Genomic DNA, 22,693 nt, shown 5'->3' with positions numbered 1-22,693 from the left:
CTATCGCCCTGCGCGGACGATCGACAGGAAGTCGTGGACGGTGAGTTCCTCGCCGCGCGCGGTCGGCTTGACCCCGGCGGCCTCCATGCGCTCCGTGGCCGCCTGCGAGCTGCCGAGGACGTTGCCGAGCGCCTGGCGGAGCATCTTCCGGCGTTGCTGGAAGGCGGCGTCGATGAGCGCGAACGTCTCGACCCGCTCCTGCTCGGTGCCGATCACGTCGCTCCGTCGTTCGAAGCCCACCAGGACGGAGTCGACGTTCGGGATCGGCCAGAACACCTGGCGGCTGACCTGTCCGGCGATGCGCCACGCCCCGTACCAGGCCGCCTTCGCGCTCGGAGCGCCGTAGACCTTGCTCCCGGGGACCGCGGCCAGCCGGTACCCGACCTCCGCCTGCACCATGACGACGCCGGCGGTGAGCGAGGTGAAGTGTTCGAGGAAGTGCAGCAGGACCGGCACGGAGATGTTGTACGGCAGGTTGGCGACGAGCCGGTTCGGGAGCGCGGGGAGTTCCTCGATGCGGAGCGCGTCCTCATGGACGACCGACAGCCGGTCGATCATGCCCGGCGCCATCTCCGCCACGGTGATCGGGAGCTGCTTGGCGAGGCGACCGTCGATCTCGACCGCGACGACACTCGCGTCGGCCTCGAGAAGCCCCAGCGTGAGCGACCCGAGTCCCGGACCGATCTCCACCACCACGTCGCCCGGCGCGACATGGGCGACCGAGACGATCTTGCGGACGGTGTTCGCGTCGATGACGAAGTTCTGACCGAGCTTCTTCGTCGGCGTCACGTCGAGCAGGGTGGCGAGGTCTCGGATCTCGGCTGGGCCGAGCAGTGCGACGGAAGCGGTCATCCCCCCAGTATCCCCGATCGCCGGTGGCCCCGATCGCGCCACGGCTCCAGGCCGCCCGGCGGTCAGTCGGACCAGGAGCCGTAGACCCGCTCGGTGTTCGTGGCGAGCTGCGTCGCGAACCCCTCGAGGTCCGCGCCGAGGTGCGCGGCCATGCCACGGACCGTGTGCGGCAGCAGATAGGGGGCGTTGGGCCGACCGCGGAACGGCGCCGGCGTGAGGTACGGCGCGTCGGTCTCGACCATCACGAGCTCGCGGGGCATGACCTCGAGCGCCTCGCGCAACGGGACGGCGTTCTTGAACGTCACGGTGCCGGCGAACGAGGCGTACCAGCCGTGCTCGGCGCAGAGCGCTGCGAGCTCGCGGCCCCCGGAGAAGCAGTGGAAGACGGTGCGCTCCGGAGCCCCGACGCGCAGCAGGGTCTCGACGACCTCGTCGTGGGCGTCGCGGTCGTGGATCTGCAGAGCGATGCCGTGCCGCTTCGCGATCGCGATGTGCGCCTCGAAGGAGGCGGACTGCGCTGCTCGGCCATCGTCCTCGGTGCGGAAGAAGTCGAGGCCGGTCTCGCCCACGGCGCGGACACGGGGTTGGGCTGCCAGGCGGTCGATCTCGGCCAGCGCGTCGTCGAGTGTTCCGGCGCGGTCGAGGTCCGGAGCGTCGTTCGGGTGGATCGCCACGGCCGCGAGGACGCGTGGATCGCGGGCCGCGAGCGCAGCCGACCAGCGCGAGGTCTCGACGTCGGTGCCGACCTGCACGATCCCACGGACACCGACGGCGACCGCGCGGTCGAGGTGCTCCGTCGGCGTCAGCGGCGCGTCGCCGTCGGCGTGCTCGAGGTGGGTGTGGTTGTCGTACACGGCCACCGGCAGCGGCTCGGGGCTCTCGGGGTAGCTCAGCTGCTTGCGCTCCCCCGCCTCGCGCTGTCGCAGATGCGGCGTGGCGGCTGGATCCGGTTCGACGCCCTCGCTCATTCCGCGACGGCCTCGATCCGCGGGAACAGCGGCTCGAGGCCGGCCACCGTGGTGCCGGCGGGGACCTGACCCCAGGTGCCGACCTCGCTGATGAGCTGCGCGCCGAGCTGACCCAGGGCGTCCTCGACGCCGAGCGCGGTCCAGAGCTTCGTGGTCGCCTTCGGGACGAAGGGGTGCAGCAGCACCGACAGGGCGCGGAGCCCTTCGACCGCGGTGGCGAGGACGGTGCCGAGGCGTTCGCGCTTCGCCTCGTCCTTTGCGAGTGCCCACGGCTCCTGCTCGGTGATGTAGCCGTTCAGCTCGTCGACGATCCGCCAGATGGCGGCGAGCGCGTCCTGGATGGCGAGTCGCTCGATGGCGGCGTCGGCGTCCACGGCGGCGCGGGCGACGGTCTCCTGGATCGCGATGTCGGCCGGCTCGGCGGGGCCGCTCGGCGGCACGACGCCCTCGAAGTAGCGGGTGACCATGGCCAGCACGCGGGAGGCGAGGTTGCCGAAGCCGTTCGCGAGTTCGGCCTGGTAGCGCGCCGAGAGGTCCTCCCAGCTGAAGGATCCGTCCTGGCCGAAGGCGATGGCGCGCATGAAGTAGTAGCGGAACGCGTCGGATCCGAAGGTGTCGGTGATCTCGCTGGGCGCGATCCCGGTGAGCTTCGACTTCGACATCTTCTCGCCGCCGACGAGCAACCAGCCGTGACCGAAGACGCGCTTCGGCACCTCCAGCCCGGCGGCCATGAGCATGGCCGGCCAGATGACGGCGTGGAACCGGAGGATGTCCTTGCCGACGATCTGCGTGGCCGGCCAGCGCTCGGCGAACGCCGCCTCGTCGGAGCCGTACCCGGCTGCGGTGATGTAGTTGAGCAGGGCGTCGAACCACACGTAGACGACGTGGCTCTCGTCCCACGGGACCTTGATGCCCCAGTCGAAGGTGGAGCGCGAGATGGAGAGGTCCTTCAGGCCCTGGCGGACGAACTGGATGACCTCGTTGCGTGCCGATTCCGGCTGCACGAACTCGGGACGTTCCTCGTAGAGGGCGAGCAGTCGCTCCGCGAAGTCGCTCATGCGGAAGAAGTAGTTGCTCTCCTGCAGCAGTTCGACGGGCTTGGAGTGGATCGCGCAGACGAGCTGGCCGACGTACTCGCCGGTGCCCTGGACGAGATCGCTCTCCTGCTTGTACTCCTCGCACCCGACGCAGTAGTAGCCCTCGAACTCACCCGTGTAGATGTACCCGGCGTCGTACAGACGCTGCAGGAAGAGCTGGACGTTCTGCTCGTGGCGCTCGTCGGTCGTGCGGATGAAGTCGTCGTTCGAGATGTCGATGGTGTCGAGCAGCGGGTACCAGGACTCGCTGACGAGGCGGTCCGCCCACTCCTTCGGCGTCACGCCGTTCGCGGTCGCCGTGCGCAGGATCTTCTGGCCGTGCTCGTCCGTCCCGGTGAGGAACCAGGTGCGGTCGCCGGCCTGACGGTGCCAGCGCGCGAGGACGTCGGCGGCCACCTCCGTGTACGCGTGCCCGATGTGCGGAGCATCGTTGACGTAGAAGATGGGCGTGGTGATGTAGAACGAGGTGCCGTCGGCCATGGGGTCAATCCTAGGACGAGCGGGCACCGCGCTCGTGCCTGTTACGGCGTGGGGCGCCGCTCCGAGCCCGGTGCCGTCTTCGGCGGGCGTGCGGCCAGGGCCGCCTGGTAGAGGTCGCGCTTCGACAGGCCCGTGGCTTCGGCGACCTCGTTCGAGGCGTCCTTCAGGCGCGTACCGGAGGCCACGAGGGCGAGCACCTGCTCGAGCGCGGTGTCGGGATCGGCCTCGACGGCCTCGGCACCGGCGATGACGATGCAGATCTCGCCCTTCACCCCGCCCGAGGCCCAGACGGCGAGCTCCGCGGCCGTTCCGCGCTTGACCTCCTCGAACAGCTTCGTGAGCTCCCGGCAGACGGCGACCCGGCGGTCGGCACCGAGGACCGCTGCAACGTCCTCGAGTGAGGAGGCGAGTCGGTTGGGCGATTCGAAGAAGACCATCGTCCGCGGTTCCGTCGCGAGGGCGCGGAGGGCGCTCCGACGGTCGCCCGGCTTGCGCGGCAGGAAGCCCTCGAAGGTGAACCGGTCCGTCGCGAGCCCGGAGACGGCGAGCGCCGTGACGACCGCGGACGGTCCGGGGATCGCCGTGACCTGGACGTCCGCCGTGGCGGCCGCGTCCACGAGGTGGAACCCGGGGTCGGACACGGTCGGCATGCCGGCGTCGCTCAGGACGAGCACGTCGGTCTCGCGGGCGAGTTCGACGATCTCGGCGGCGCGCTCCCGCTCGTTGTGGTCGTGCATGGCGATGAGCCGGGGGCGCGACTCCACGCCGAGCGCCCGCAGGAGGTGGATCGCCGTCCGGGTGTCCTCGGCGACGATGACCTCCGCGGTGGCCAACGCCTCACGGAGTCGGGGCGACGCGTCGCCGAGGTTGCCGATGGGGGTCGCGCCGAGGATGATCACCGGACCAGTCTCCCACCGGCCGGGTGGTTAGATGAGACGGTGTCGGTCGATCTCCTGGAAGCCCCCGTGACGGGATCGCGCCTCGACCGTTGGTGGGAGCGGATGCTCCGCACCGAGCGCCGCCGGAAGCTGTGGATCTGGGGCGGCCCTGCAGCAGTCACCCTCCTCGCCTTCATCCTGCGGTTCTGGAACCTCGGCCACCCGCACTCGCTCGTCTTCGACGAGACGTTCTACGTGAAGGACTCGTGGTCGTTGTGGCTGAACGGGTACGAGAGCACCTGGCCGGACGGGGCGGACGAGGGCTTCGCCAACGGTGACGCTGGCGACCCGAGCACGAACCCGTCCTATGTCGTCCACCCGCCACTCGGCAAATGGCTGATCGCCCTCGGCATCGCCGTCTTCGGCATCGACGACAGCACCGGATGGCGGATCTCCACCGTCATCGCCGGCACCCTGGCGGTGCTCCTCGTGACCCTGATCGCGAAGCGTCTGTTCACCTCGTCGATCCTCGCGGTCCTCGCCGGGTTCCTGTTCGCCATCGACGGACACGCCATCGTCATGGCTCGGGTGTCGCTGCTCGACAACTTCGTGATGCTGTTCGTGCTGGCCGGGTTCGGTGCGATCCTGCTGGACCGCTCCTGGCACGCGTCCCGGCTCGCAGCGAAACTCGCCTCGCTCCGTTCCGGTGGCGCTGAACCGGCCTGGGGTCCCGTGCTCTGGTGGCGCCCCTGGCTCCTCGCCGCCGGGGTGGCGTTCGGTGCGGCGACGGCGGTCAAGTGGAACGGCCTGTACTTCCTCGCCGCGTTCGGCCTGTACGTCATCGTCACCGACCTCCTGCTCCGCCGCCGCCTCGGGCTCAGCCTCTGGGCGAGCGCCGCGGTCCTCAAGCAGGGTCCGGTCTCCTTCCTGACGCTGGTCCCGGTCGCCGCGGTGGTGTACCTCGCGAGCTGGTCGGGATGGATCCTCACCTCGGGCGGCTATGACCGGCAGTGGGCGAACGCCGTCGGCAACGCGTGGACGGGCACCTTCGCCTGGGTCCCCCACTGGCTCCAGAGCCTCGTCCACTACCACCAGAGCGCGTACGGCTTCCACGTCGGGTTGAGCACACCGCACCCGTACGCGGCGAACCCGCTCGGCTGGTTGCTCATGATCCGGCCGACGAGCATGTACTACCAGTCCCCAGCGATGGGGACCGACGGCTGCGCCTGGGACGCCTGCTCCTCGGCGATCACCTCGATCGGGAACCCGCTCATCTGGTGGGGGGCCGCCGTCGCCCTCGGGTACTGCGTCTACCGTCTCGTCCGCTACCGAGAATGGCAGGTGGGGCTCATCGTGCTCGGCGTCGCGGCCGGGTACCTCCCGTGGCTGCTGTACCTGAACCGCACGGTGTTCCAGTTCTACACGATCGTGTTCGAGCCGTATCTGATCCTCGCGCTCGTCTTCGCCGTCGGGAAGATCCTCGGGGCGAGGGACGATCCGGAGGAGCGCCGGATCGCCGGCGTCGGGGTGATCGGCGTGTTCGTGACGATCACCACGCTCCTGAGTGTCTTCTGGTATCCCCTCTGGACCGCGATCACCGTTCCGTACTGGTTCTGGCACCTCCACGCCTGGTTGCCGTCGTGGGTCTGACGGGCGGTCGGTCGTGAAGGCCCTCCCCGGTGTCCTCGTCGCCGGTGGGGCGGCGCTGCTCGCTCTCGGGCTGCACACGCTCGTACCGGTCGTGCCGCTCCTCACCGCGAGCGTCCTGCTCGGGATGGTCACAGGCCAGCTGCCGGCCTTCCAACGGCTCGCGGGCGGCGTGCTCAAGCCGGGACTCGGACTCAGCGCGAAGCGGTTCATGCGGATCGGGATCGTGCTGCTGGGGCTGAAGCTCAGCCTCGTCGACATCGCCGGACTCGGCTGGGTGACCCTGGCGACCACCGTCGCCATCGTCGTCATCACCTTCTTCACCACGCTCTGGCTCGGCAAGGCGATCGGTCTCGCCGGCCCGGAGCCGTTGCTCATCGCGACCGGCTTCTCCATCTGCGGCGCCTCGGCGATCGGTGCGATGAGCGGTGTCGTGAAGGCGAAGGACGAGGAACAGGCCACCCCGATCGCGCTCGTCACCCTCTGCGGCACGCTCGCGATCTTCGTCCTCCCCGCGCTCCGCGGGCCGTTGGGCCTCACCGACGAGCAGTTCGGCCACTGGGTGGGCGCGAGCGTGCACGACGTCGGCCAGGTGGTCGCGACCGCACAGATCGCCGGGACGAGCGCGCTCGCCGTCGCGGTGGTCGTCAAGCTCACCCGCGTCGTCCTGCTCGCGCCCATGGTCGCCGCCGCCGCGACGATCGAACGCCGCCGACTCGAGACCGTGTCGGTCGGAGCCGGCGGTGGGGCGGACGGGACCGCGACCGCCCGACCGCCGATCGTCCCGCTGTTCGTCGCCGGCTTCATCGCGGCCGTCCTCATCCGCACACTCCTCCCGGTGCCCGAGGTCGTGCTGGACGTCGCGGACGCCGCGCAGACCGCACTGCTGGCGATGGCGCTGTTCGCGCTCGGCGCGGCGATCCGGGTGCGGACGCTCGTCACCACCGGGTGGCGCGCGCTCGTCGTCGGGCTCGGATCCTGGCTCCTGATCGCCGTCCTGGCGCTCGGAGCGGTGCACCTGTCCTGAGGCCATGCGGCTCGCCGAGCTGCCCGGGTTAGTGTTCTCCGCCCACGAGCTTCAGGCCGATGACGCAACCGATGAGCCCGAGGATGAGCAGCACCTTGACGACGGACAGCTCCTCGCCGCCGAAGACCATGGCGTAGCCGACGGTGAGCGCGGCACCGATCCCGACCCACACCGCGTAGGCGGTGCCGACCTGGATGTCGCGCATGGCCCAGGCCAGACCCGCCATGCTCAGGACGAGCGCCACACCGAAGGTGACGGTGGGCCAGAGCTTCGTGAAGCCCTCGGACTTGCCGAGCGCGGTGGCCCAGACGGCCTCCAGGACACCCGATGCGATGAGCACGATCCATGACATGACGATCACTCCTCGGTGGTCAGTCTTGTCGCGTTCCGGGTACTGCGCCCTCGTCCGGCAACCCCGACGGGGCTGTGCCCTTCACGATACGCGTCCGGCCTGGGCAGGCGCTGGGCAGTACGCGCAATGCGTCCTTCTGTTGCAGCAGGGCCGAGCCGCGCGTGGTGCTCGGGTAGCGTGAACGCATGGCAGATCGTGAGTATGGCTTCCGCACGCGTGCGATCCACGCGGGCAACATCCCCGACCAGGTGACCGGCGCCCGCGCGCTGCCCATCTACCAGTCGAGCGCCTTCGTCTTCGACGACACCGCCGACGCCGCCGCGCGCTTCGCCCTGCAGAAGTACGGCAACATCTACTCCCGTCTCGCGAACCCGACGGTCGCGAGCTTCGAGGAGCGCATCGCGAGCCTCGAAGGCGGTCTCGGCGCCGTCGCGACGGCTTCCGGTCTCGCCGCGCAGTACATCACCTTCGCCTCCCTCGCCGGGCAGGGCGACCACATCGTCGCCTCGGCCAACCTCTACGGCGGGTCGATCACGCAGCTCGACGTCACCCTCCGGCGCTTCGGTATCGAGACCACGTTCGTGCAGTCCTCCGACGCGGCCGACTACGCCGCCGCGATCCAGGAGAACACGAAGCTCGTCTTCGCCGAGACGGTCGCGAACCCGTCCGGCGAGATCGCCGACATCGAGGGTTTGGCCGACGTCGCCCACGCCCACGGCATCCCGCTCATCATCGACTCCACGATCGCCACGCCCTACCTCAACCGGCCGATCGAGTGGGGTGCCGACATCGTCACGCACTCCGCCACCAAGTTCCTCGGCGGGCACGGCACGACCCTCGGTGGCGTCGTCGTCGAGAGCGGCCGGTTCGACTGGGACTCCGACAAGTTCCCGCTCTTCGGGCAGCCGGTGCCGAGTTACGGCGGGCTGCAGTGGTCGGGGAACTTCGGCGAGTACGCCTTCCTCACCCGCCTCCGCGCGGAGCAGTTGCGCGACATCGGTCCGGCGCTCGCCCCGCACTCGGCATTCCTGCTCGCGCAGGGCGTCGAGACGCTGCCGTTCCGCATCCAGGCGCATGTCGACAACGCGCGGATCGTGGCCGAGTGGCTGGACGCCGACCCGCGCATCGCCGCCGTCAACTGGGCCGGCCTGCCGGCCCACTCGCACCACGAGCGGGCGAACAAGTACCTGCCGAAGGGGCCGGGCTCGGTCTTCAGCTTCGAGGTGAAGGGTGGTCGCCAGGTCGGCCAGAAGCTCATCGAGTCCGTCGACCTCGCGAGCCACCTGGCGAACATCGGCGACGCGAAGACCCTCATCATCCACCCGGCGTCGACCACGCACGCCCAGCTCTCCGACCAGCAGCTCGTCGATGCGGGTGTGCTGCCCGGCATCGTCCGACTGAGCGTCGGCATCGAGGACCCGGACGACATCATCTACGACCTCGACCAGGCCCTCGCGGCAGCGGTGAAGGAGTAACGGGATGAGCACTTCGACAAGCTCAGTGACCGATCAGGACGCGACGGAGACCGATCAGCGGGCGACGGTGAGCGATCAGGGGGCGACCGTGACCGGCCAGGAGGATGCAGTGACCGATCAGGACGCGACGGAGACCGTCCGACTCACCAACGGGCTCACCTGCTCGCTGCCGGCGACCTCACCCCTCGCGAAGCTCCTGCGGTCCCAGCGCACCTGGGTCGGCCCGGACGCCAAGGCCCGCCTCAAGCTGCTCCGTGAAGCGACCTCCGTCGCGATCGTGGGCGCCTCCCCCAACCCCGCGCGCTCCTCGTACTTCGTGGGCACCTACCTGCAGCAGTCGAGCGACTTCCGCATCTACTTCGTCAACCCGAACGCGACCGAGATCCTCGGGCAGCCCGCGTACCCCGACCTCGCGTCGCTCCCCGAGGTCCCCGACATCGTCGACGTGTTCCGAAAGGCGAGCGACATCCCGCAGGTCATCGACGAGGTCGTCGCCGTCGGCGCTCCCACCGTCTGGGTCCAGCTCGGCATCTGGAACCAGGAGGCAGCCGAGTACGGCGAGTCGAAGGGCCTGAACGTCGTGATGGACCGCTGCATCAAGGTCGAGCACGCCCGCTTCCACGGAGGCCTCCACTTGCTGGGCTTCGACACCGGGCAGATCACCTCCCGCAAGACCCTGCGGTAGCCGCACCACCCGCTGGGTATGCTCGACAGGTGCCCGCGTCCACGCCTCGAGTGACCGTGCTCGGTCCCGTCCGCATCGAGGGGCGCGCCGGTGAGCTGGTCGAACCGGGTGGACGCCGCGCCAAAGCCCTCGTCGCTGCACTCGCCCTCGCGGACGGACGGTCCGTGTCCGCCACGGCCCTCATCGATGCACTCTGGGACGACGCCCCACCGGTCGGCGCGAAGGCGGCCCTGCAGACCCTCGTGTCCCGGGTGCGAGCCGTCGCCGTGCCAGGACTCATCGAGTCGTCGGCCGCCGGCTACCGGCTCACGGCCGTCGCGGACGACGTCGACCTCGGCGCCGCCTCCACCCTCGCGGACGCCGCGTCGACGGCGGTGCGAGGCGGCGACCCGCGCACCGCCTCGGAGCTCGCGCAGGAGGCCTTGCGGCTCTGGACCGGTGACCCCGGCGCCGAGCTCGACCCGCCGCTCGCCGAGGAGCTCTCCGGCCGCGGGGCGCGACTCCAGGACGAGCTGCGCCGGGTCAGGGCGCAGAGCCGCATCGATCTGGGCGAGGGTGTCGCCGTGATCAGCGACCTGGAGTCACTCGCCGCAGCCGCACCGCTCGATGACGCGACGCAGCTGATGCTCTTCAACGCGTACGCGCAGTGCGGCCGGCGCGCCGATGCGATGCGCCTGTTCGCGGACCACCGCCGCAATCTGCGGGACCAGCTCGGGGCGGATCCGGCGAGCGCCCTCGTCGCCGCCCACACCTCCCTGCTGCAGAAGGACGCCGATCAGGCGGCGACGCAGGCCGACAGCGACGCATCGTCGCCCCCGCCTCGGGAACGCGCCGACCGCCTCGTCCTGGGGCTCCGCACGCCGCCGAACGAGCTCATCGGACGGGAGACGGACCTCGAGTCGATCCGGGAGCTAGTCGCCGAGGTGCGCATGACGACGATCCTCGGCCCGGGGGGCCTCGGCAAGACCCGCCTGGCCCAGGAGGTCGCCCGCCGTGCGTCAGCGTCCACACCGGGTGTCGTCTTCGTGGAGCTCGCGAGCATCCGGGATGCGGAGGACCTCCCGCTCGCGGTGGCCACCGCGCTCGGCATCCGGGACGTCACCGGTTCCCGACGCCTCGGCGAAGCATTCACCGCCCTGCCCGTGGACCTGCACGAGCGCATCGTGGCGCGGCTGTCCGAACGTCCCACGCTGCTCGTCATGGACAACTGCGAGCACCTCGTGGACGCAGCGGCCCGGTGGGTCGCCGACGTCCTCGACTGGACGACCGGACTCCGGGTCCTCGCGACCAGCCGCAGCCCGCTGTCGATCACGGCCGAGCACGTCTACCAGCTCGAACCGCTCGGTGCCGGCCGCGCCGACGGTGACGACCCGGACGAAGCCGGCCCGGCGGTGCGCCTGTTCGTCGAGCGCGCGCGAGCAGCCCGCCCTGGCATCCACATCCCCCTCGAGACGGCGGCACGACTGTGCGCCGCTCTGGACGGACTCCCCCTGGCGATCGAGCTGGCCGCGGCACGGACCCGGTCCATGTCGGTGGAAGAGGTGGAACGGCGGCTCGGAAACCGTTTCGCGCTGCTCACCACCGGCTCCCGCAGCGCCCCCGAGCGCCACCAGACCCTCCAAGCGGTCATCGAGTGGAGCTGGAACCTCCTCGGCGAGCGTGAGCGGACGGTGCTGCGCCGCATGTCGCGTTTCCCCGACGGCTTCGGCATCGACGCGGCCGGCGCCGTCGCCCCGGAGGTCGACGACGTCGCCGACGCCCTCGACGCGCTCGTCGGACAGTCGCTCCTCACCGTCCGGGACGACCCGGCGACCGGATCGCTCCGATTCCGGATGCTCGAGACGGTCCGCGAGTTCGGGATGATCGCGATGCAGGACGCCGGCGAGGAATCGGAGGTCGTCGACGCCATGCGGCGGTGGGCGGTCACCTTCGCCGACGCGATGCAGCCGCGCATGCATGGAGCTGAGCAACTGGAGGCCTTCGCGATCCTCGCCCTCGAACAGGACACCCTCGTGAGCCTCCTGCGTGAGGCGCTCGCCGACGACCGGGCGGATGTCGTCGGTCCGCTCTTCGCCGCGCTCGCGGTGTTCTGGACCTTCCGCAGCGCGCATCAGGAGGTGCTCGTGTTCGGCGAGCCGGTCCTCGCCGTCCTCCGCCGCCAGGACCCCCGGATGGTGAGCGGCGACGCGCCGGCGGTCGCGTTCGCGATCATCGCGGTGACGTTCCTCGCCACGGACGTCCGGACATCGGCCCGCGCGATCGGGGCGCTCCGACGAGTCGAACGCGTGCACTCGACGGAGCACCCGCGGATGCGGGCGCTCGTCGGGCTCATGCTCGCCGCCGGACGTGCCGATCGGTCGCTGGACCTCATGCGATCGTTCCGGACCTCGCCCGACCCTCGGGTCGCCAACGTCGGCAACCTCCTCGCGGCGCAGATGGCCGAGAACGAGGGCGATCCGGCGTCCGCCGAGGTGGCCGCGCTCCGGGCGAACGAGCTCTCCGTGTCGATCGGCGACGTGTGGGGAGCCGCGATGAGCGCCCACATGCTGGCGCAGTTGCACAGCCAGAACGCCGAACCCGAGTCCGCCCTCCACTGGGCCGCACTGGCGGCCACCGGCCTCGAGGCGATCGGAGCGGAGGCCGACCTCCGCCAGCTGGACTGGCTCATCGCGCTCGGCGACATCGGCCGGGGTGACTACGCGTCGGCGACGGCGGTGCTCGACCGCTTCCTCGCCGATGAGACGCCGGCCACGGGCTTCACACCGATCGCCGAACGCGAGTCGATCGTCTGGGCGGGCCTCGCCGAGATCGCCCGCGCCCAGGGCGACAGCCGACGAGGTACCGAGCTCTACGGTCGCGCGCTCGCGGCCTTCGGCGGTGGGGAGTCCCGCCGCTCGCCGTGGTTCGCGCTCGTCGCCTCCGCCGCCCTGGCTGCGGCCGTGCTCGACGGGACCACCTCGACCGAGGTCCACGGGCGTCTGGCCCGCCGGATCCGGACCCGGACGGTCGCGCTCGGCCGTCTGCTGCCGGAACGGTTCGACCGCCCCGTGCTCGGCGCCACCGTCCTCGCCCTCGGCAGCTGGTACGGGCGTGCAGACGAGGACGAGGTCCGGGTGGTCGGCGCTGAGCTCGTCGCCCTCGCCGCCGGGCTCGCGTCCCGGCAGGACATCCCGTCACTCGTCCGCAGGCTGCACGAGCCGGATGAGCACGGCGAGCCGCGCACCGACGACGACCCGGCCATCGCCGAACGCGTCGCGCACCTGTCCGCGGACGAGAGCGCCGCCAGGGCGCTCGAACTGCTGGGCAGCCGGGTCCTGGCGGCGCGCTGACCGTCCGTCGGAGCGAATCTCAGGCGCGGCGCATGTACGCCCGCACCGTCAGTGGCGCGAACACCGCGACGATGACCGCAGCGCCGAGGAGCGCGAGCCAGGCGTCCGAGCCGAACGTGCCCGTGTTCGCGAGGTCACGGACGGCGGTGACGAGGTGCGACACCGGGTTCACGGCGACGAAGCCCTGGAGGAACGCCGGCATCGTGTCCGGGTTCACGAACGCGTTCGAGAGGAACGTGAGCGGGAACAGCACCAGGAAGGAGATGCCCTGCACGCTGCTCGCGCTCCGGGCGATGACGCCGAAGAACGCAAAGATCCAGCTGATGGCCCAGGCGCAGACGATGACGAGCAGACCGGCGACCACCACGAAGCCAAGGCCACCTTCCGGTCGGTAGCCCATCACGAACCCCATGGCGAAGGTGAGCGTGGTCGCGATCGTGTACCGCACGGTGTCGGCGAGCAGAGCGCCCGCCAACGGGGCGATCCGCGCGATGGGCATCGACTTGAACCGGTCGAACACGCCCTTGTCCATGTCCTCGCGCAGCTGGATCCCGGTCACGACCGAGGTCGTGATGACGGTCTGCACGAGGATGCCGGGGATGATGATCGGGAGGTAGCTCGCCACGTCTCCGGCGATCGCGCCGCCGAAGATGTAGGTGAACATCAGCGTGAAGATGATCGGCTGGACCGTCACGTCGATGAGCTGCTCGGGCGTCCGTTTGATCTTCAACAGACCGCGGTACGCCATGGTGAAGGAGTTGCGGACCGTCTGCGAGAGGCTGACGTGGTTCCGGAGGGACCGGTCCGTGCCGGGGGTGATGGTGATCGTGCTCATGCGTGGACCTGCTCTGCGGTGTCGAAGGAATCGGTGTCGGACGTGGCGCCGGCGTCGCCGGTCTCGACGCCGTGTCCGGTGAGGGTGAGGAAGACCTCGTCGAGCGTCGGCTTCTGGACACTCATCTCCGCGAGCCGGATCCCGGCTTCACGGAGCGTGATGAAGAGGTCGGTGACGGCGTCGGGGTCGCGCATGGGCGCCGTGATGCGGGTCGCCTCGGGCGAGACGACCGTCTCCACCCGGAGCACCTCGGTGATGACGCGCCGGGCGTCCTCGAGGTCGGCCGGATCCGCCAGTCGCAGTTGCAGCGACGACTCCCCCACGGATGCCTTCAGTTCGTCGGACGTCCCCTCGGCGACGACGAGGCCCCGGTCGATGACGGCGATGCGATCGGCCAACTGGTCGGCTTCGTCGAGGTACTGGGTCGTGAGCAGCACCGTGGACCCGGTGGCCACGAGGCGACGGATGGTGTCCCACATCTGCGCCCTCGTCCGCGGGTCGAGGCCGGTGGTCGGTTCGTCGAGGAAGATGAGCGGCGGCTGCGCGATGAGGCTCGCGGCGAGGTCGAGCCGACGCCGCATGCCGCCGGAGAACTTCTTCAGCGGGCGCGCCGCCGCCTCGCTCAGCCCGAATTCCTCGAGGAGTTCGGCGCTCTTGCGCTTCGCCTCGGCACGACCGAGGCCGAGGAGGCGGGAGAAGATGACGAGGTTCTCGGTGGCGGAGAGGTTCTCGTCCACCGAGGCGAACTGCGCGGTCACGCCGATGAGCTGGCGGACCACCTGCGATTCGCGCTGGATGTCGTGGCCGAAGATGGTCGCGCTGCCCGCGTCGGGACGCAGGAGGGTCGCGAGCATGCTGATGGTGGTGGTCTTCCCGGCGCCGTTCGGGCCGAGGACGCCGTAGACGGTGCCGGTCCTGACGGAGAGGTCGACGCCGTCGACCGCTCGGTTGTCGCCGAAGGTCTTCACGAGGCCGTGGGCCTCGATCGCCCAGTCGGAGCGGATGCTCATGCGGATGCCTTTCGATTCGTGGCGGACCGCCGGTGGGCGACCCGGACACGAGTGTGCTCGTCGGCACTCACCGATCGCTCACGTGGCGCTGACGGCCGCTGTTCGTCGCTGACGGAGCCGGCAGCGATCGCCGCAGCCGATCGCGCCTAGAGTGGAGGGAGCCAGTCGTACCGAAGGAGGTCGTCCAGTGACGGCATACGTGTCCGCATTCGACCTCTTCTCCATCGGCATCGGCCCCTCCAGTTCGCACACCGTCGGCCCCATGCGCGCCGCGCTCGCGTTCGTCCACGGTCTCGAGCGCGACGGGCTGCTCGGGCGGGTCGACCGCGTCACGTGCTCACTCTTCGGCTCCCTCGGCTCGACCGGCATCGGCCACGGCACACCGGACGCCGTCGTCGCCGGACTCCGCGGCCTCACTCCCGAGGGATGCGACCCGGCCGAGGTCCGCCACGCCTGGATCGACCACCCCGACGGCGCAACCCTCCTCCTCGCCGGGGTCAGGCCCGTCGACTTCTCCCGAGACGACGTCTCCTTCGTCCCGAGGACACGCCTCCCCGGCCACCCGAACGCCCTGACCCTGTCCGCCTGGGACCGCACGAGTGAAGAACCGGTCCGCTCGGAGACCTATTACTCGGTGGGCGGCGGTTTCATCAGGCGCGACGGCGACGACCCGGCGTCCGCGCTCCCCCAGCACCCCGTCCCCATGCCGTTCCGGACCGCCGAGTCGCTCATCGACATCTGCGATCGAAGCGGACTGCCGATCGACGCGATCGCCAGGCGGAACGAGGAGGCCATGCGCACCCCGGAAGCGGTCGATGCCGGCCTCGACGCCATCTGGGCGGCCATGCACGAGTGCGTCACGGCGGGACTCGCGGACACGGGCACCTTGCCCGGCGGCCTCGGCGTCAAGCGTCGCGCTCGTGCCGTCCGCGAGCGACTCGACGTGGCCGAGGCGGAGAGCGGCCGAGAGCTACCGACGGAGTGGCTCCACGCCTTCGCGCTCGCCGTCAACGAACAGAACGCCTCAGGCGGGCGGGTGGTGACGGCCCCGACGAACGGGGCGGCTGGCATCATCCCGGCGGTCGGCAGCTACTACCTGCGGTTCGTCCCCGGGGCGTCGCTCGACGGCATCCGCCGGTACCTGCTCACGGCGACCGCGATCGGGTCGCTGTTCAAGGCGAACGCCTCCATCTCCGGCGCGGAGGGCGGATGTCAGGCTGAGGTCGGCTCCGCGTGCGCGATGGCGGCCGGTGCCCTGTGCGCCGTGCTCGGCGGCACCCCACGGCAGGTCGAGAACGCCGCGGAGATCGCGATGGAGCACCACCTCGGTCTCACCTGCGACCCGGTCGGCGGACTCGTCCAGGTGCCGTGTATCGAGCGGAACGCGATCGCCTCGTCGACGGCGGTCAGTGCGGCCAGGCTGTCGCTGCACGGCGACGGGACGCACCTCGTCTCCCTCGACACCGTGATCGAGACGATGCGCCAGACCGGCGTCGACATGTCGACGAAGTACAAGGAGACCAGCGAAGGCGGCCTCGCGGTCAACGTCATCGAGTGCTGAGCCGCGCCGCCCGGCTCGGCCGAGTCTGCGCGCCTCAGCGTCGTTCGGCGGGAGACCCGATCACCGTGGGTCGAGTGCGGCCACGTCCGTCACGGGCAGGCGGCACACGAAGTCGTGGCAGAGGTAGGCGGTCGGCAGACCGTCCCGACTCGTCCGCTCGGCGAAGAGACCGAAGCCCGCAGCAGCCCAGGCGGCTGCCTCCTGATCGGTGACCACCGTCACCACCGCGTCGCGCCGCGTCCTGACGGCGTCACGCATCGCCCGAGCGGCGGTGACCCGGTCCTCGCTCTCGTCGGCGCGGACGTGATCCGGCGCGACGACGACCAGTTGCGAGGCCGGTTCCGCGAGCGATGCGGCCAGTCCGAGGCTCGCGCCGAACGCGGTCGGTGCGCGCAGCGCCGCCGAAGCGGCGAACCGCACGGCGCTCTCAGCGGCCGCCCGGAAGCGCCCGTCCGCCGAGAGCTGGTACAGCAGCAGCGACGCCCGGCCGAGCGCGGAGATCCCCGACGGGTAGGCGCCCTCCGACGGGTCGCCGTCCACGCGGGTGCCGTGAGCGGCCAGCACCGGATCTCCGCCACCCGGTAGGACGAACCCGGCCACAGCGGTCGGCGCACCGGTGCCCGACGCCTCGTCGAACGATCCCTCAGGGAGGCATCGTTCGACGAGGTCCCTGGCGAGCTCCGCGTAGCGCACCTGACCCGTCGCGAGGGCGAGACGCACCAACCCGGTGGCGAGCATCCCGTAGTCCTCGAGGGCAGCCGCCGCTCCCGAGCGCTGCTCGTCGAGCGACGCGCGGGCGAGGGTGCCGTCCGGAAGGAGGTGGTTCTCGATGACCGCGTCGGCCGCCCACCGGGCGGCCTCGAGCCACTCCGGGCGGTCGAGGACCGTCGACGCCTCGGCCAACGCACCGATGGCGAGTCCGTTCCACCCCGACAGCACCTTGCGGTCGACCGCGGGCGGAACGAGCGTCGCTCGGCCGTGCACGTCACGACGGTAGTAGCCACCCTCGGACCGGACGCCGTCGACGATGCTCTCCGAGTCCTGGGCGGACCCGAAGCCGCCGCTCGGCTGCTGGAGGGTGTCGATGAGGAAGTCGGCGGTCCCGGTCGCGACGGTGGCGGCCCACGGGCTCGGACGCTCCGCCCAAGCCCGCGCGTAGGCGGTGAGCAGGAGCGCGTTGTCCGTCAACATGCGTTCGTAGTGCGGCTCGGTCCAGTCGCGGTTGACCGCGTACCGGAAGAACCCGCCCTCGACCGGGTCGCGGAGCGCCGACGCCCCCATCGTCCGGAGCGTGCGCTGCGCGAGATCGACACCACGGCGAGCAGCCTCCCCCTCGCGCGGCGTGAGCAGGACGTCGAACACCGGCGCCATCGGGAACTTCGGCGCGGTGCCGAATCCGCCCGACTCGGGGTCCTCGAGGCCCTCGAGGATCGCGACCGCGGCGTCGAGGTCTCCGGGCCCCGGCACGGACGCGTCCTCCGGGGCGGTCATCGCCTCGGCGATCGCGCGAGCGAGGCCGTCGGCGCTGGCGACGACGTCCTCCCGGCGTTCCGTCCACGCCACCCGGACCGCCTCGAGCACCTGCGGGAACGACGGGTGACCCCGGAGCGGCACCGGCGGCGAATAGGTCCCGGCATGGAACACGTGCCCACGAGGTGTCACGAAGACGTTCAACGGCCAGCCGAGCTCCCGGGTGAACGCACCGGCCGCCGCGAGGTAGCTCGCGTCGACGTCGGGATGCTCCTCCCGATCGACCTTGACGGCCACGAAGTCACGGCGGAGCAGCTCCGCGATGTGCTCGTCCGCGAAGGACTCCCTCGCCATGACATGGCACCAGTGACAGGTCGAGTAGCCGATCGACACCAGCAGGGGGACGTCACGACGGGCGGCCTCCTCGAAGGCCTCCGGCCCCCAGGGGTGCCAGTCGACCGGCTGCTCGGCGTGGGAGCGGAGGTAGGGGCTCATCGCCCCGGCGAGCCGGTTCGTCATGTCGGGTCCGTCGCCCCGGGCCTAGAGACCGAGTGGCAGCTGCTCGCCCGCTGTGATGCGGGAGCGGAGCCGGTTGTTCGGGGCTGGCAGCGGGCACACGTAGTGGTCGCTGAACGCGCACGGCGGCAGGTAGGCGCGGTTGAAGTCCACGAGGACGTGTCCGTCGGCGGTGGGCGCCGGCATGCTGATGAACCGGAACCGGTAGGTCTCGTCGCCGCTCGTGCCGTCGGAGAACACCGCCCAGAGCCCGTTCGGGCCGCCCGTGACGGTCAGGGACACGGCTTCGTCGCCGAGGGTGAACTCGACCCGGCCCACCGGCGTCTCGGTCGTGACGTGGCCGTCGATCGACTCGGTCTCCACCGTCACCCCCGGCGAGGGCACGAATCGGGCGGGCCTGATCCACGAGACGTCCGGCGCGAAGGCGCTGATCCCGGACAGCGCGGTGCGCGTCGGAGCCTCGGGATCGAGGACCCTGAGCGCGTACGCGCCGTCACGCTCCATGCCGCGCAAGAGGACGTCGCCGAAGTGCAGTTCCTCGCCGTGGACGAGCTCGACGCGGTCGGTCATGATCTGCGCGCCGCTCGGCGTCGTGAGGCCCGTGCCGGTGAGCCGTTCGCCCACGATGCCGGTGTCGTCGGCACGCCAGGTGCCCGGAGCGCCTTCCAGAGGCGTCGCCTCCTCGGTCAGCCAGTGCGTGAAGCGCAGCGCGGCGATCCCGTGCGGCGCGCGCACCGAACGCTCGCGGGCGGTGTGCCAGGCGGTCCAGGACGCGATGAACTCGGCGGGGGTCTCGGAACTCATACCCCGACGGTACCAACTCCCAGCGTCACACAGACCCCCTGGACATCCCGCCTGGCCCGGATGCGCTCACCGCGAACAGCGCGATGGCGCCGCCCGGCGGACTGGGCGACGCCATCGAGGTGGTGCCGTGTTAGTTGAAGAGCTTCTTGTCCTTGAGCCAGTCGGCAGCGAGGGTCTTCGGTGCCGCCTTCTCGTCGCCCTGGTTGCGGGCGTTGAGCTCGATGAGGTCTTCGGTGGTGAGCTCCGCCGACACGGCGTTGAGCACCTCCTTGACCTTGTCGCTGGCCTTGTCCGAGTTGATCAGCGGAAGGACGTTCTGCGGGAGGATCAGGTTCTCCGGGTCCTCCAGCGTGACGAAGTCGTTCTCGGCGATCGACGGGGTGGTCGTGTAGATGTCGGCCATCTGGACCGTGCCGTCGAGGAGGGCCGCGGTGGTCTGCGCGCCGCCGCCGTCGCTGATCGGCACGAAGGTGAGCTTGTCGGCCGGGACACCGTAGACCTCGGTCAGGCCCTTCGGTCCGTACGGGCGCTCGGCGAGCTCAGGAGCCCCGCCGATGGCCAGCGGGACGGTGAGGGACGCGAGGTCGGCGAGGCTCGTGACGTTGTTCGCCTCGCTGAACTCTTTGGTGACGTTGTAGGAGTCCTTGTCCTCGGCCTTCGACTGGTCGAGCACCTCGTAGCCCTTGGGAGTCGCCTCCTGGAGCGCCGAGTAGACCTCGTCGCTCGACTTGGCCGTCGCCGAGTCGTCGAAGAACTGCAGCAGGTTGCCGCTGTAGTCGGGGACGAGGTCGATGGACCCGTCTTCGAGGGCGGCGATGTAGACGTCGCGGGCGCCGATGTTGAGTGACTCGGCGGTCTTGATGTCGTTCGCCTCGAGCGCCTGGATGTAGATCTGCGCGATGATCTCGGACTCGGGGAACCCGGCGGAACCGACGGTGATGGTGTCGGAGGCGGCGGTCTCGCCCGCGGTCGGGTCGCCTGCGGAGCAGGCGCTGAGGGCGAGTGCCGCTGCGGCGGTCGCCGCGATGCCGACGGCGAGGCGTCGACCCTGTCGAATGGTGAACATGAGGTTTCCTATCTGTGATGGACGAGAACGGTGGTGCCGTTGTGCGGGATGGTGCCTCGGGCGATGCTGGCGCCCGAGAGGGTTCGGAGCGCTACTCGATTCGGTGCGCTGCGGTCTGCATCTTCGTCTCCGCCACGGCGAGCGCGGGGTCCGGTGACGCCGATCGGTCGTCGACCCCGCCGCCGTGCGCGCGGGTCTCGTCGACGCGGGCCTGGGTCGCCTGGACGCCGCGCGGGACGACCGCTCGCTGGAGGAGTGAGAAGACGCCCTCCAGCAGCAGGGCGAGCACGATGATGATGATCGACCCGGCGAGCATCTGCGCGTAGTCGCGCACCGGCAGGCCGTCGAGGATGTACCGGCCGAGCCCGGGGCCGTTGGTGAGGAAGGCCACGACCGTCGCGGTCGCGATCGTCTGGAGGACCGCCGAGCGGACACCGCCGATCATGAGCGGCAGTGCCAGCGGGATCTCCACCTTCCCGAGGATCTGCCACTCGTTCATGCCGACGGCACGAGCGGCGTCGACGGTCTGCCGGTCGATCGCCTCGACGCCGCCGTACGCGCCGGCGAGGACCGGCGGGACGGCCAACACGACGAGCGCCGTGATCGCGGGCACGAGGCTCGTGCTCGAGAAGCCCCAGCCGAGCGTGATGAGTGCCAGGAGCGAGAGCAGGCCGAGGGTCGGGAGCGCTCGGAGCGACCCGGTGATCACGACCGCGAGCTCGCGCCCCTTGCCCGTGTGCCCGATGAGGAGCCCGAGCGGGATCGCGATGAGGCAGGCGATCAGGACGGTGAGGCCGGTCACGCCGAGGTGCTGGAGCACTCTGACGGGGATGCCACCAGGACCCTCCCAGTGCTCCGGGTCGAAGATCCACGCGAACGCGGCGAGGAAGTTGATCATGCGACTCCTCCCCCGGTGGTCGCCAACTCGTGGGCCTCGGTGGCGGCACGACGTCGGCGGATCGCCCCCTTCGAGCTGATGCGCGTCCAGGGCATGAGCAGGCGCCCCAGGAGGACGAGCAGGACGTCGAACACGATCGCGATGACGACCGTCCCGACGATACCGGTGAGGATCTCGATCGGGAACTGGCGGTTGTAGCCGTCGGTGAACAGGTAGCCGAGGTTCGTGACCCCGATGAGGGCACCGACGCTCAACAGGCTGATGGTGCTGGCCGAGACCACCCGGATGCCCGCGAGCATGAGCGGACCGGCGAGCGGGAACTCGACCCGCCAGAAGCGTTGGCCGGTCGAGAACCCGACGGCCTGCGCCGACTGCCGTACGCCGGCGTCGACGGCGTCGAGCGCGTCGGCGATCGTCCGCACGAGGAGCGCCACGGCGTAGATGGTGAGGGCGATGACGACGTTCGCCGGGTCGAGGATCTTCGTCCCGATCAGGGAGGGCATGAGGACGAAGAGCGGCAGCGACGGGATCGCGTAGAGGATGCCGCTCACCGTGAGCAGGACCCCACGCGACCACCGGTACCGGTGGGCGAGCCAGCCGAGCGGTAGCGAGATGAGGAACCCGAGGATGATCGGCGGGAGGCTCAGCTGCACATGGGTGAGCACGAGCTCCCAGATCATGCTCCAGTTCGCGACGACCCAGTTCATCTGGACGCGCCGCCCTCGGCCGGTGTCGTGCCCTGTGGCTCTCCGGGATCGCGACGGTCTCCGAGGACGCCCGCTGGACGCCCGGACTCGTCGACGACGACGTCCCGTCCGCCCACCCGCTCGACGTGCAGGGTGCGCTGGCCGCGGTCGGCACCGATGAACTGGGCGACGAAGTCGTTCGCCGGCTCCGCGACGATCTCCGCCGGTGAGCCCACCTGGGCGATGTGACCACCCTTCTGCAGGATGACGACCTGATCGCCGAGGAGGAACGCCTCGTCGATGTCGTGGGTGACGAACACGATCGTCTTGGCGATGTCGCGCTGCAGGCGGAGCAGCTCCCGCTGGAGTTCGGCCCGCACGAGCGGGTCGACGGCGCCGAACGGTTCGTCCATCAGGAGGATGTTCGGGTCGATGGCGAGGCCTCGGGCGACCCCGACGCGCTGCTGTTGCCCGCCGGACAGCTGGCTCGGGTAACGGTCGGCGAGCGAGCGGTCGAGGCCGACGGTGTCGAGCAGCGTGAGGGCGTCCGCCCGCGCCTGCTTCTTCGGGACGCCGGTGAGGAGCGGGACGGTGGCCACGTTGTCGATGACCGTCCGGTGCGGGAGCAGGCCGGAGTTCTGCATGACGTACCCGATGCGGCGCCGCAGGCGGACGGGGTCGACGGCCGAGACGACCTCGTCGTCGATGACGATGCGGCCCTCGCTCGGATCGACCATGCGGTTGATCATCCGCAACAGGGTGGTCTTGCCGCAGCCGGAGGAGCCGACGAAGACCGTGGTGGACCGCGACGGGATCGTGAGGGAGAAGTCGTCGACCGCGAGCGTGCCGTCATCGAAGCGCTTGCTGACGTGTTCGAAGGAGATCATGCTGGACCGATGCCTCTTCTCTGCACGACGGGCGTGGCAGCTCTCGTCCGACGAGGCTGCGCCGCCGAGGTCGGTGGCTCGCTGGACGTCTCGCCGTCGGTGCATCCGAACCTACCGGAGGCCACTGACATCGCTCACCCCCTCGACACATGTCGACATACATGGCATGC

Annotated in this window: 19 protein-coding genes and 1 riboswitch; of the genes, 6 read left to right on the top strand and 13 right to left on the bottom strand. The window is 70.5% G+C overall.

The window, feature by feature from the left end; translation table 11 throughout:
* From rsmA to rsmI, 4 genes are all read right to left on the bottom strand, one after another.
* Complete coding sequence (gene rsmA / locus ITJ57_RS07390; RefSeq protein ID WP_194669478.1) at window positions 1–852, bottom strand: 16S rRNA (adenine(1518)-N(6)/adenine(1519)-N(6))-dimethyltransferase RsmA; 852 nt, start codon at window positions 850–852, stop codon at window positions 1–3.
* 62 nt (window positions 853–914) lie between these two features.
* A complete protein-coding gene (locus ITJ57_RS07385) occupies window positions 915–1,820 on the bottom strand; it encodes a TatD family hydrolase (RefSeq protein WP_194669477.1) in 906 nt (301 codons plus the stop codon).
* Complete coding sequence (gene metG / locus ITJ57_RS07380; protein WP_194669476.1) at window positions 1,817–3,397, bottom strand: methionine--tRNA ligase; 1,581 nt, start codon at window positions 3,395–3,397, stop codon at window positions 1,817–1,819. The genes ITJ57_RS07385 and metG overlap by 4 nt, the downstream gene beginning before the upstream one ends.
* 41 nt (window positions 3,398–3,438) lie before the next feature.
* Window positions 3,439–4,296: a 16S rRNA (cytidine(1402)-2'-O)-methyltransferase gene (gene rsmI, locus ITJ57_RS07375; protein ID WP_194669475.1), complete on the bottom strand. Its 858-nt coding sequence runs from the start codon at window positions 4,294–4,296 to the stop codon at window positions 3,439–3,441.
* A gap of 66 nt (window positions 4,297–4,362) precedes the next feature.
* On the opposite strand from rsmI, the gene ITJ57_RS07370 reads away from it, so the two are divergent.
* Both ITJ57_RS07370 and ITJ57_RS07365 read left to right on the top strand, forming a co-directional pair.
* Complete coding sequence (locus ITJ57_RS07370) at window positions 4,363–5,925, top strand: dolichyl-phosphate-mannose--protein mannosyltransferase (protein ID WP_370582257.1); 1,563 nt, start codon at window positions 4,363–4,365, stop codon at window positions 5,923–5,925.
* A gap of 13 nt (window positions 5,926–5,938) precedes the next feature.
* Window positions 5,939–6,949, top strand: a complete 1,011-nt coding sequence (locus tag ITJ57_RS07365) for a putative sulfate exporter family transporter (RefSeq protein WP_194669474.1) — start codon at window positions 5,939–5,941, stop codon at window positions 6,947–6,949.
* 28 nt (window positions 6,950–6,977) lie between these two features.
* On the opposite strand, the gene ITJ57_RS07360 is transcribed toward ITJ57_RS07365, so the two are convergent.
* Window positions 6,978–7,301 (bottom strand): multidrug efflux SMR transporter, encoded by a 324-nt coding sequence (locus tag ITJ57_RS07360; protein WP_056011390.1) that lies wholly within the window; start codon window positions 7,299–7,301, stop codon window positions 6,978–6,980.
* A 14-nt stretch (window positions 7,302–7,315) separates the two neighbouring features.
* Window positions 7,316–7,379: riboswitch (guanidine-III (ykkC-III) riboswitch) on the bottom strand.
* A 107-nt stretch (window positions 7,380–7,486) separates the two neighbouring features.
* Between ITJ57_RS07360 and ITJ57_RS07355 the strand changes: the two genes are divergently transcribed.
* The 3 genes from ITJ57_RS07355 to ITJ57_RS07345 all read left to right on the top strand — a co-directional run bounded on the left by ITJ57_RS07355 (window position 7,487) and on the right by ITJ57_RS07345 (window position 12,790).
* Window positions 7,487–8,776 carry an O-acetylhomoserine aminocarboxypropyltransferase/cysteine synthase family protein gene (locus tag ITJ57_RS07355; RefSeq protein WP_194669473.1) on the top strand — a complete coding sequence of 430 codons (1,290 nt, stop codon included), beginning with the start codon at window positions 7,487–7,489 and terminating at the stop codon, window positions 8,774–8,776.
* Between the two features lie 166 nt (window positions 8,777–8,942).
* Complete coding sequence (locus tag ITJ57_RS07350; RefSeq protein ID WP_228506918.1) at window positions 8,943–9,461, top strand: CoA-binding protein; 519 nt, start codon at window positions 8,943–8,945, stop codon at window positions 9,459–9,461.
* Window positions 9,462–9,490: 29 nt separating this feature from the next.
* Window positions 9,491–12,790, top strand: a complete 3,300-nt coding sequence (locus ITJ57_RS07345) for a BTAD domain-containing putative transcriptional regulator (RefSeq protein ID WP_194669471.1) — start codon at window positions 9,491–9,493, stop codon at window positions 12,788–12,790.
* A gap of 19 nt (window positions 12,791–12,809) precedes the next feature.
* On the opposite strand, the gene ITJ57_RS07340 is transcribed toward ITJ57_RS07345, so the two are convergent.
* Together ITJ57_RS07340 and ITJ57_RS07335 are read right to left on the bottom strand one after the other, a co-directional pair.
* Complete coding sequence (locus ITJ57_RS07340) at window positions 12,810–13,625, bottom strand: ABC transporter permease (protein WP_194669470.1); 816 nt, start codon at window positions 13,623–13,625, stop codon at window positions 12,810–12,812.
* Window positions 13,622–14,635 carry an ATP-binding cassette domain-containing protein gene (locus ITJ57_RS07335; protein ID WP_194669469.1) on the bottom strand — a complete coding sequence of 338 codons (1,014 nt, stop codon included), beginning with the start codon at window positions 14,633–14,635 and terminating at the stop codon, window positions 13,622–13,624. The genes ITJ57_RS07340 and ITJ57_RS07335 overlap by 4 nt, the downstream gene beginning before the upstream one ends.
* A 187-nt stretch (window positions 14,636–14,822) precedes the next feature.
* Between ITJ57_RS07335 and ITJ57_RS07330 the strand changes: the two genes are divergently transcribed.
* Window positions 14,823–16,196, top strand: a complete 1,374-nt coding sequence (locus ITJ57_RS07330; protein ID WP_194669468.1) for an L-serine ammonia-lyase — start codon at window positions 14,823–14,825, stop codon at window positions 16,194–16,196.
* A gap of 60 nt (window positions 16,197–16,256) precedes the next feature.
* Here ITJ57_RS07330 and ITJ57_RS07325 read toward each other — a convergent pair whose 3' ends face one another.
* From ITJ57_RS07325 to ITJ57_RS07300, 6 genes are all read right to left on the bottom strand, one after another.
* Window positions 16,257–18,185, bottom strand: coding sequence for a thioredoxin domain-containing protein (locus ITJ57_RS07325; protein ID WP_194669467.1), 1,929 nt, complete (start codon window positions 18,183–18,185; stop codon window positions 16,257–16,259).
* 21 nt (window positions 18,186–18,206) lie between these two features.
* On the bottom strand, window positions 18,207–18,986 hold the full coding sequence (locus tag ITJ57_RS07320) for a DUF1684 domain-containing protein (protein ID WP_194669466.1): 780 nt from the start codon (window positions 18,984–18,986) through the stop codon (window positions 18,207–18,209).
* A gap of 130 nt (window positions 18,987–19,116) precedes the next feature.
* The gene (locus ITJ57_RS07315) at window positions 19,117–20,052 is read right to left on the bottom strand and encodes an ABC transporter substrate-binding protein (RefSeq protein ID WP_194669465.1); all 936 of its coding nucleotides are present in this window, start codon (window positions 20,050–20,052) and stop codon (window positions 19,117–19,119) included.
* 91 nt (window positions 20,053–20,143) lie between these two features.
* A complete protein-coding gene (locus ITJ57_RS07310; protein ID WP_194669464.1) occupies window positions 20,144–20,950 on the bottom strand; it encodes an ABC transporter permease in 807 nt (268 codons plus the stop codon).
* Entirely contained in the window at window positions 20,947–21,657 is a 711-nt protein-coding gene (locus tag ITJ57_RS07305; RefSeq protein ID WP_194669463.1) for an ABC transporter permease, read from the bottom strand. The genes ITJ57_RS07310 and ITJ57_RS07305 overlap by 4 nt, the downstream gene beginning before the upstream one ends.
* Window positions 21,654–22,523 (bottom strand): ABC transporter ATP-binding protein, encoded by an 870-nt coding sequence (locus ITJ57_RS07300; protein WP_194669462.1) that lies wholly within the window; start codon window positions 22,521–22,523, stop codon window positions 21,654–21,656. The genes ITJ57_RS07305 and ITJ57_RS07300 overlap by 4 nt, the downstream gene beginning before the upstream one ends.
* Window positions 22,524–22,693 lie beyond the last annotated feature (170 nt).

The organism is Plantibacter sp. VKM Ac-2880, assembly GCF_015351235.1.
Taxonomy (GTDB): Bacteria; Actinomycetota; Actinomycetes; order Actinomycetales; family Microbacteriaceae; genus Plantibacter.
This window is presented reverse-complemented; position numbering and strand designations above follow the sequence as displayed.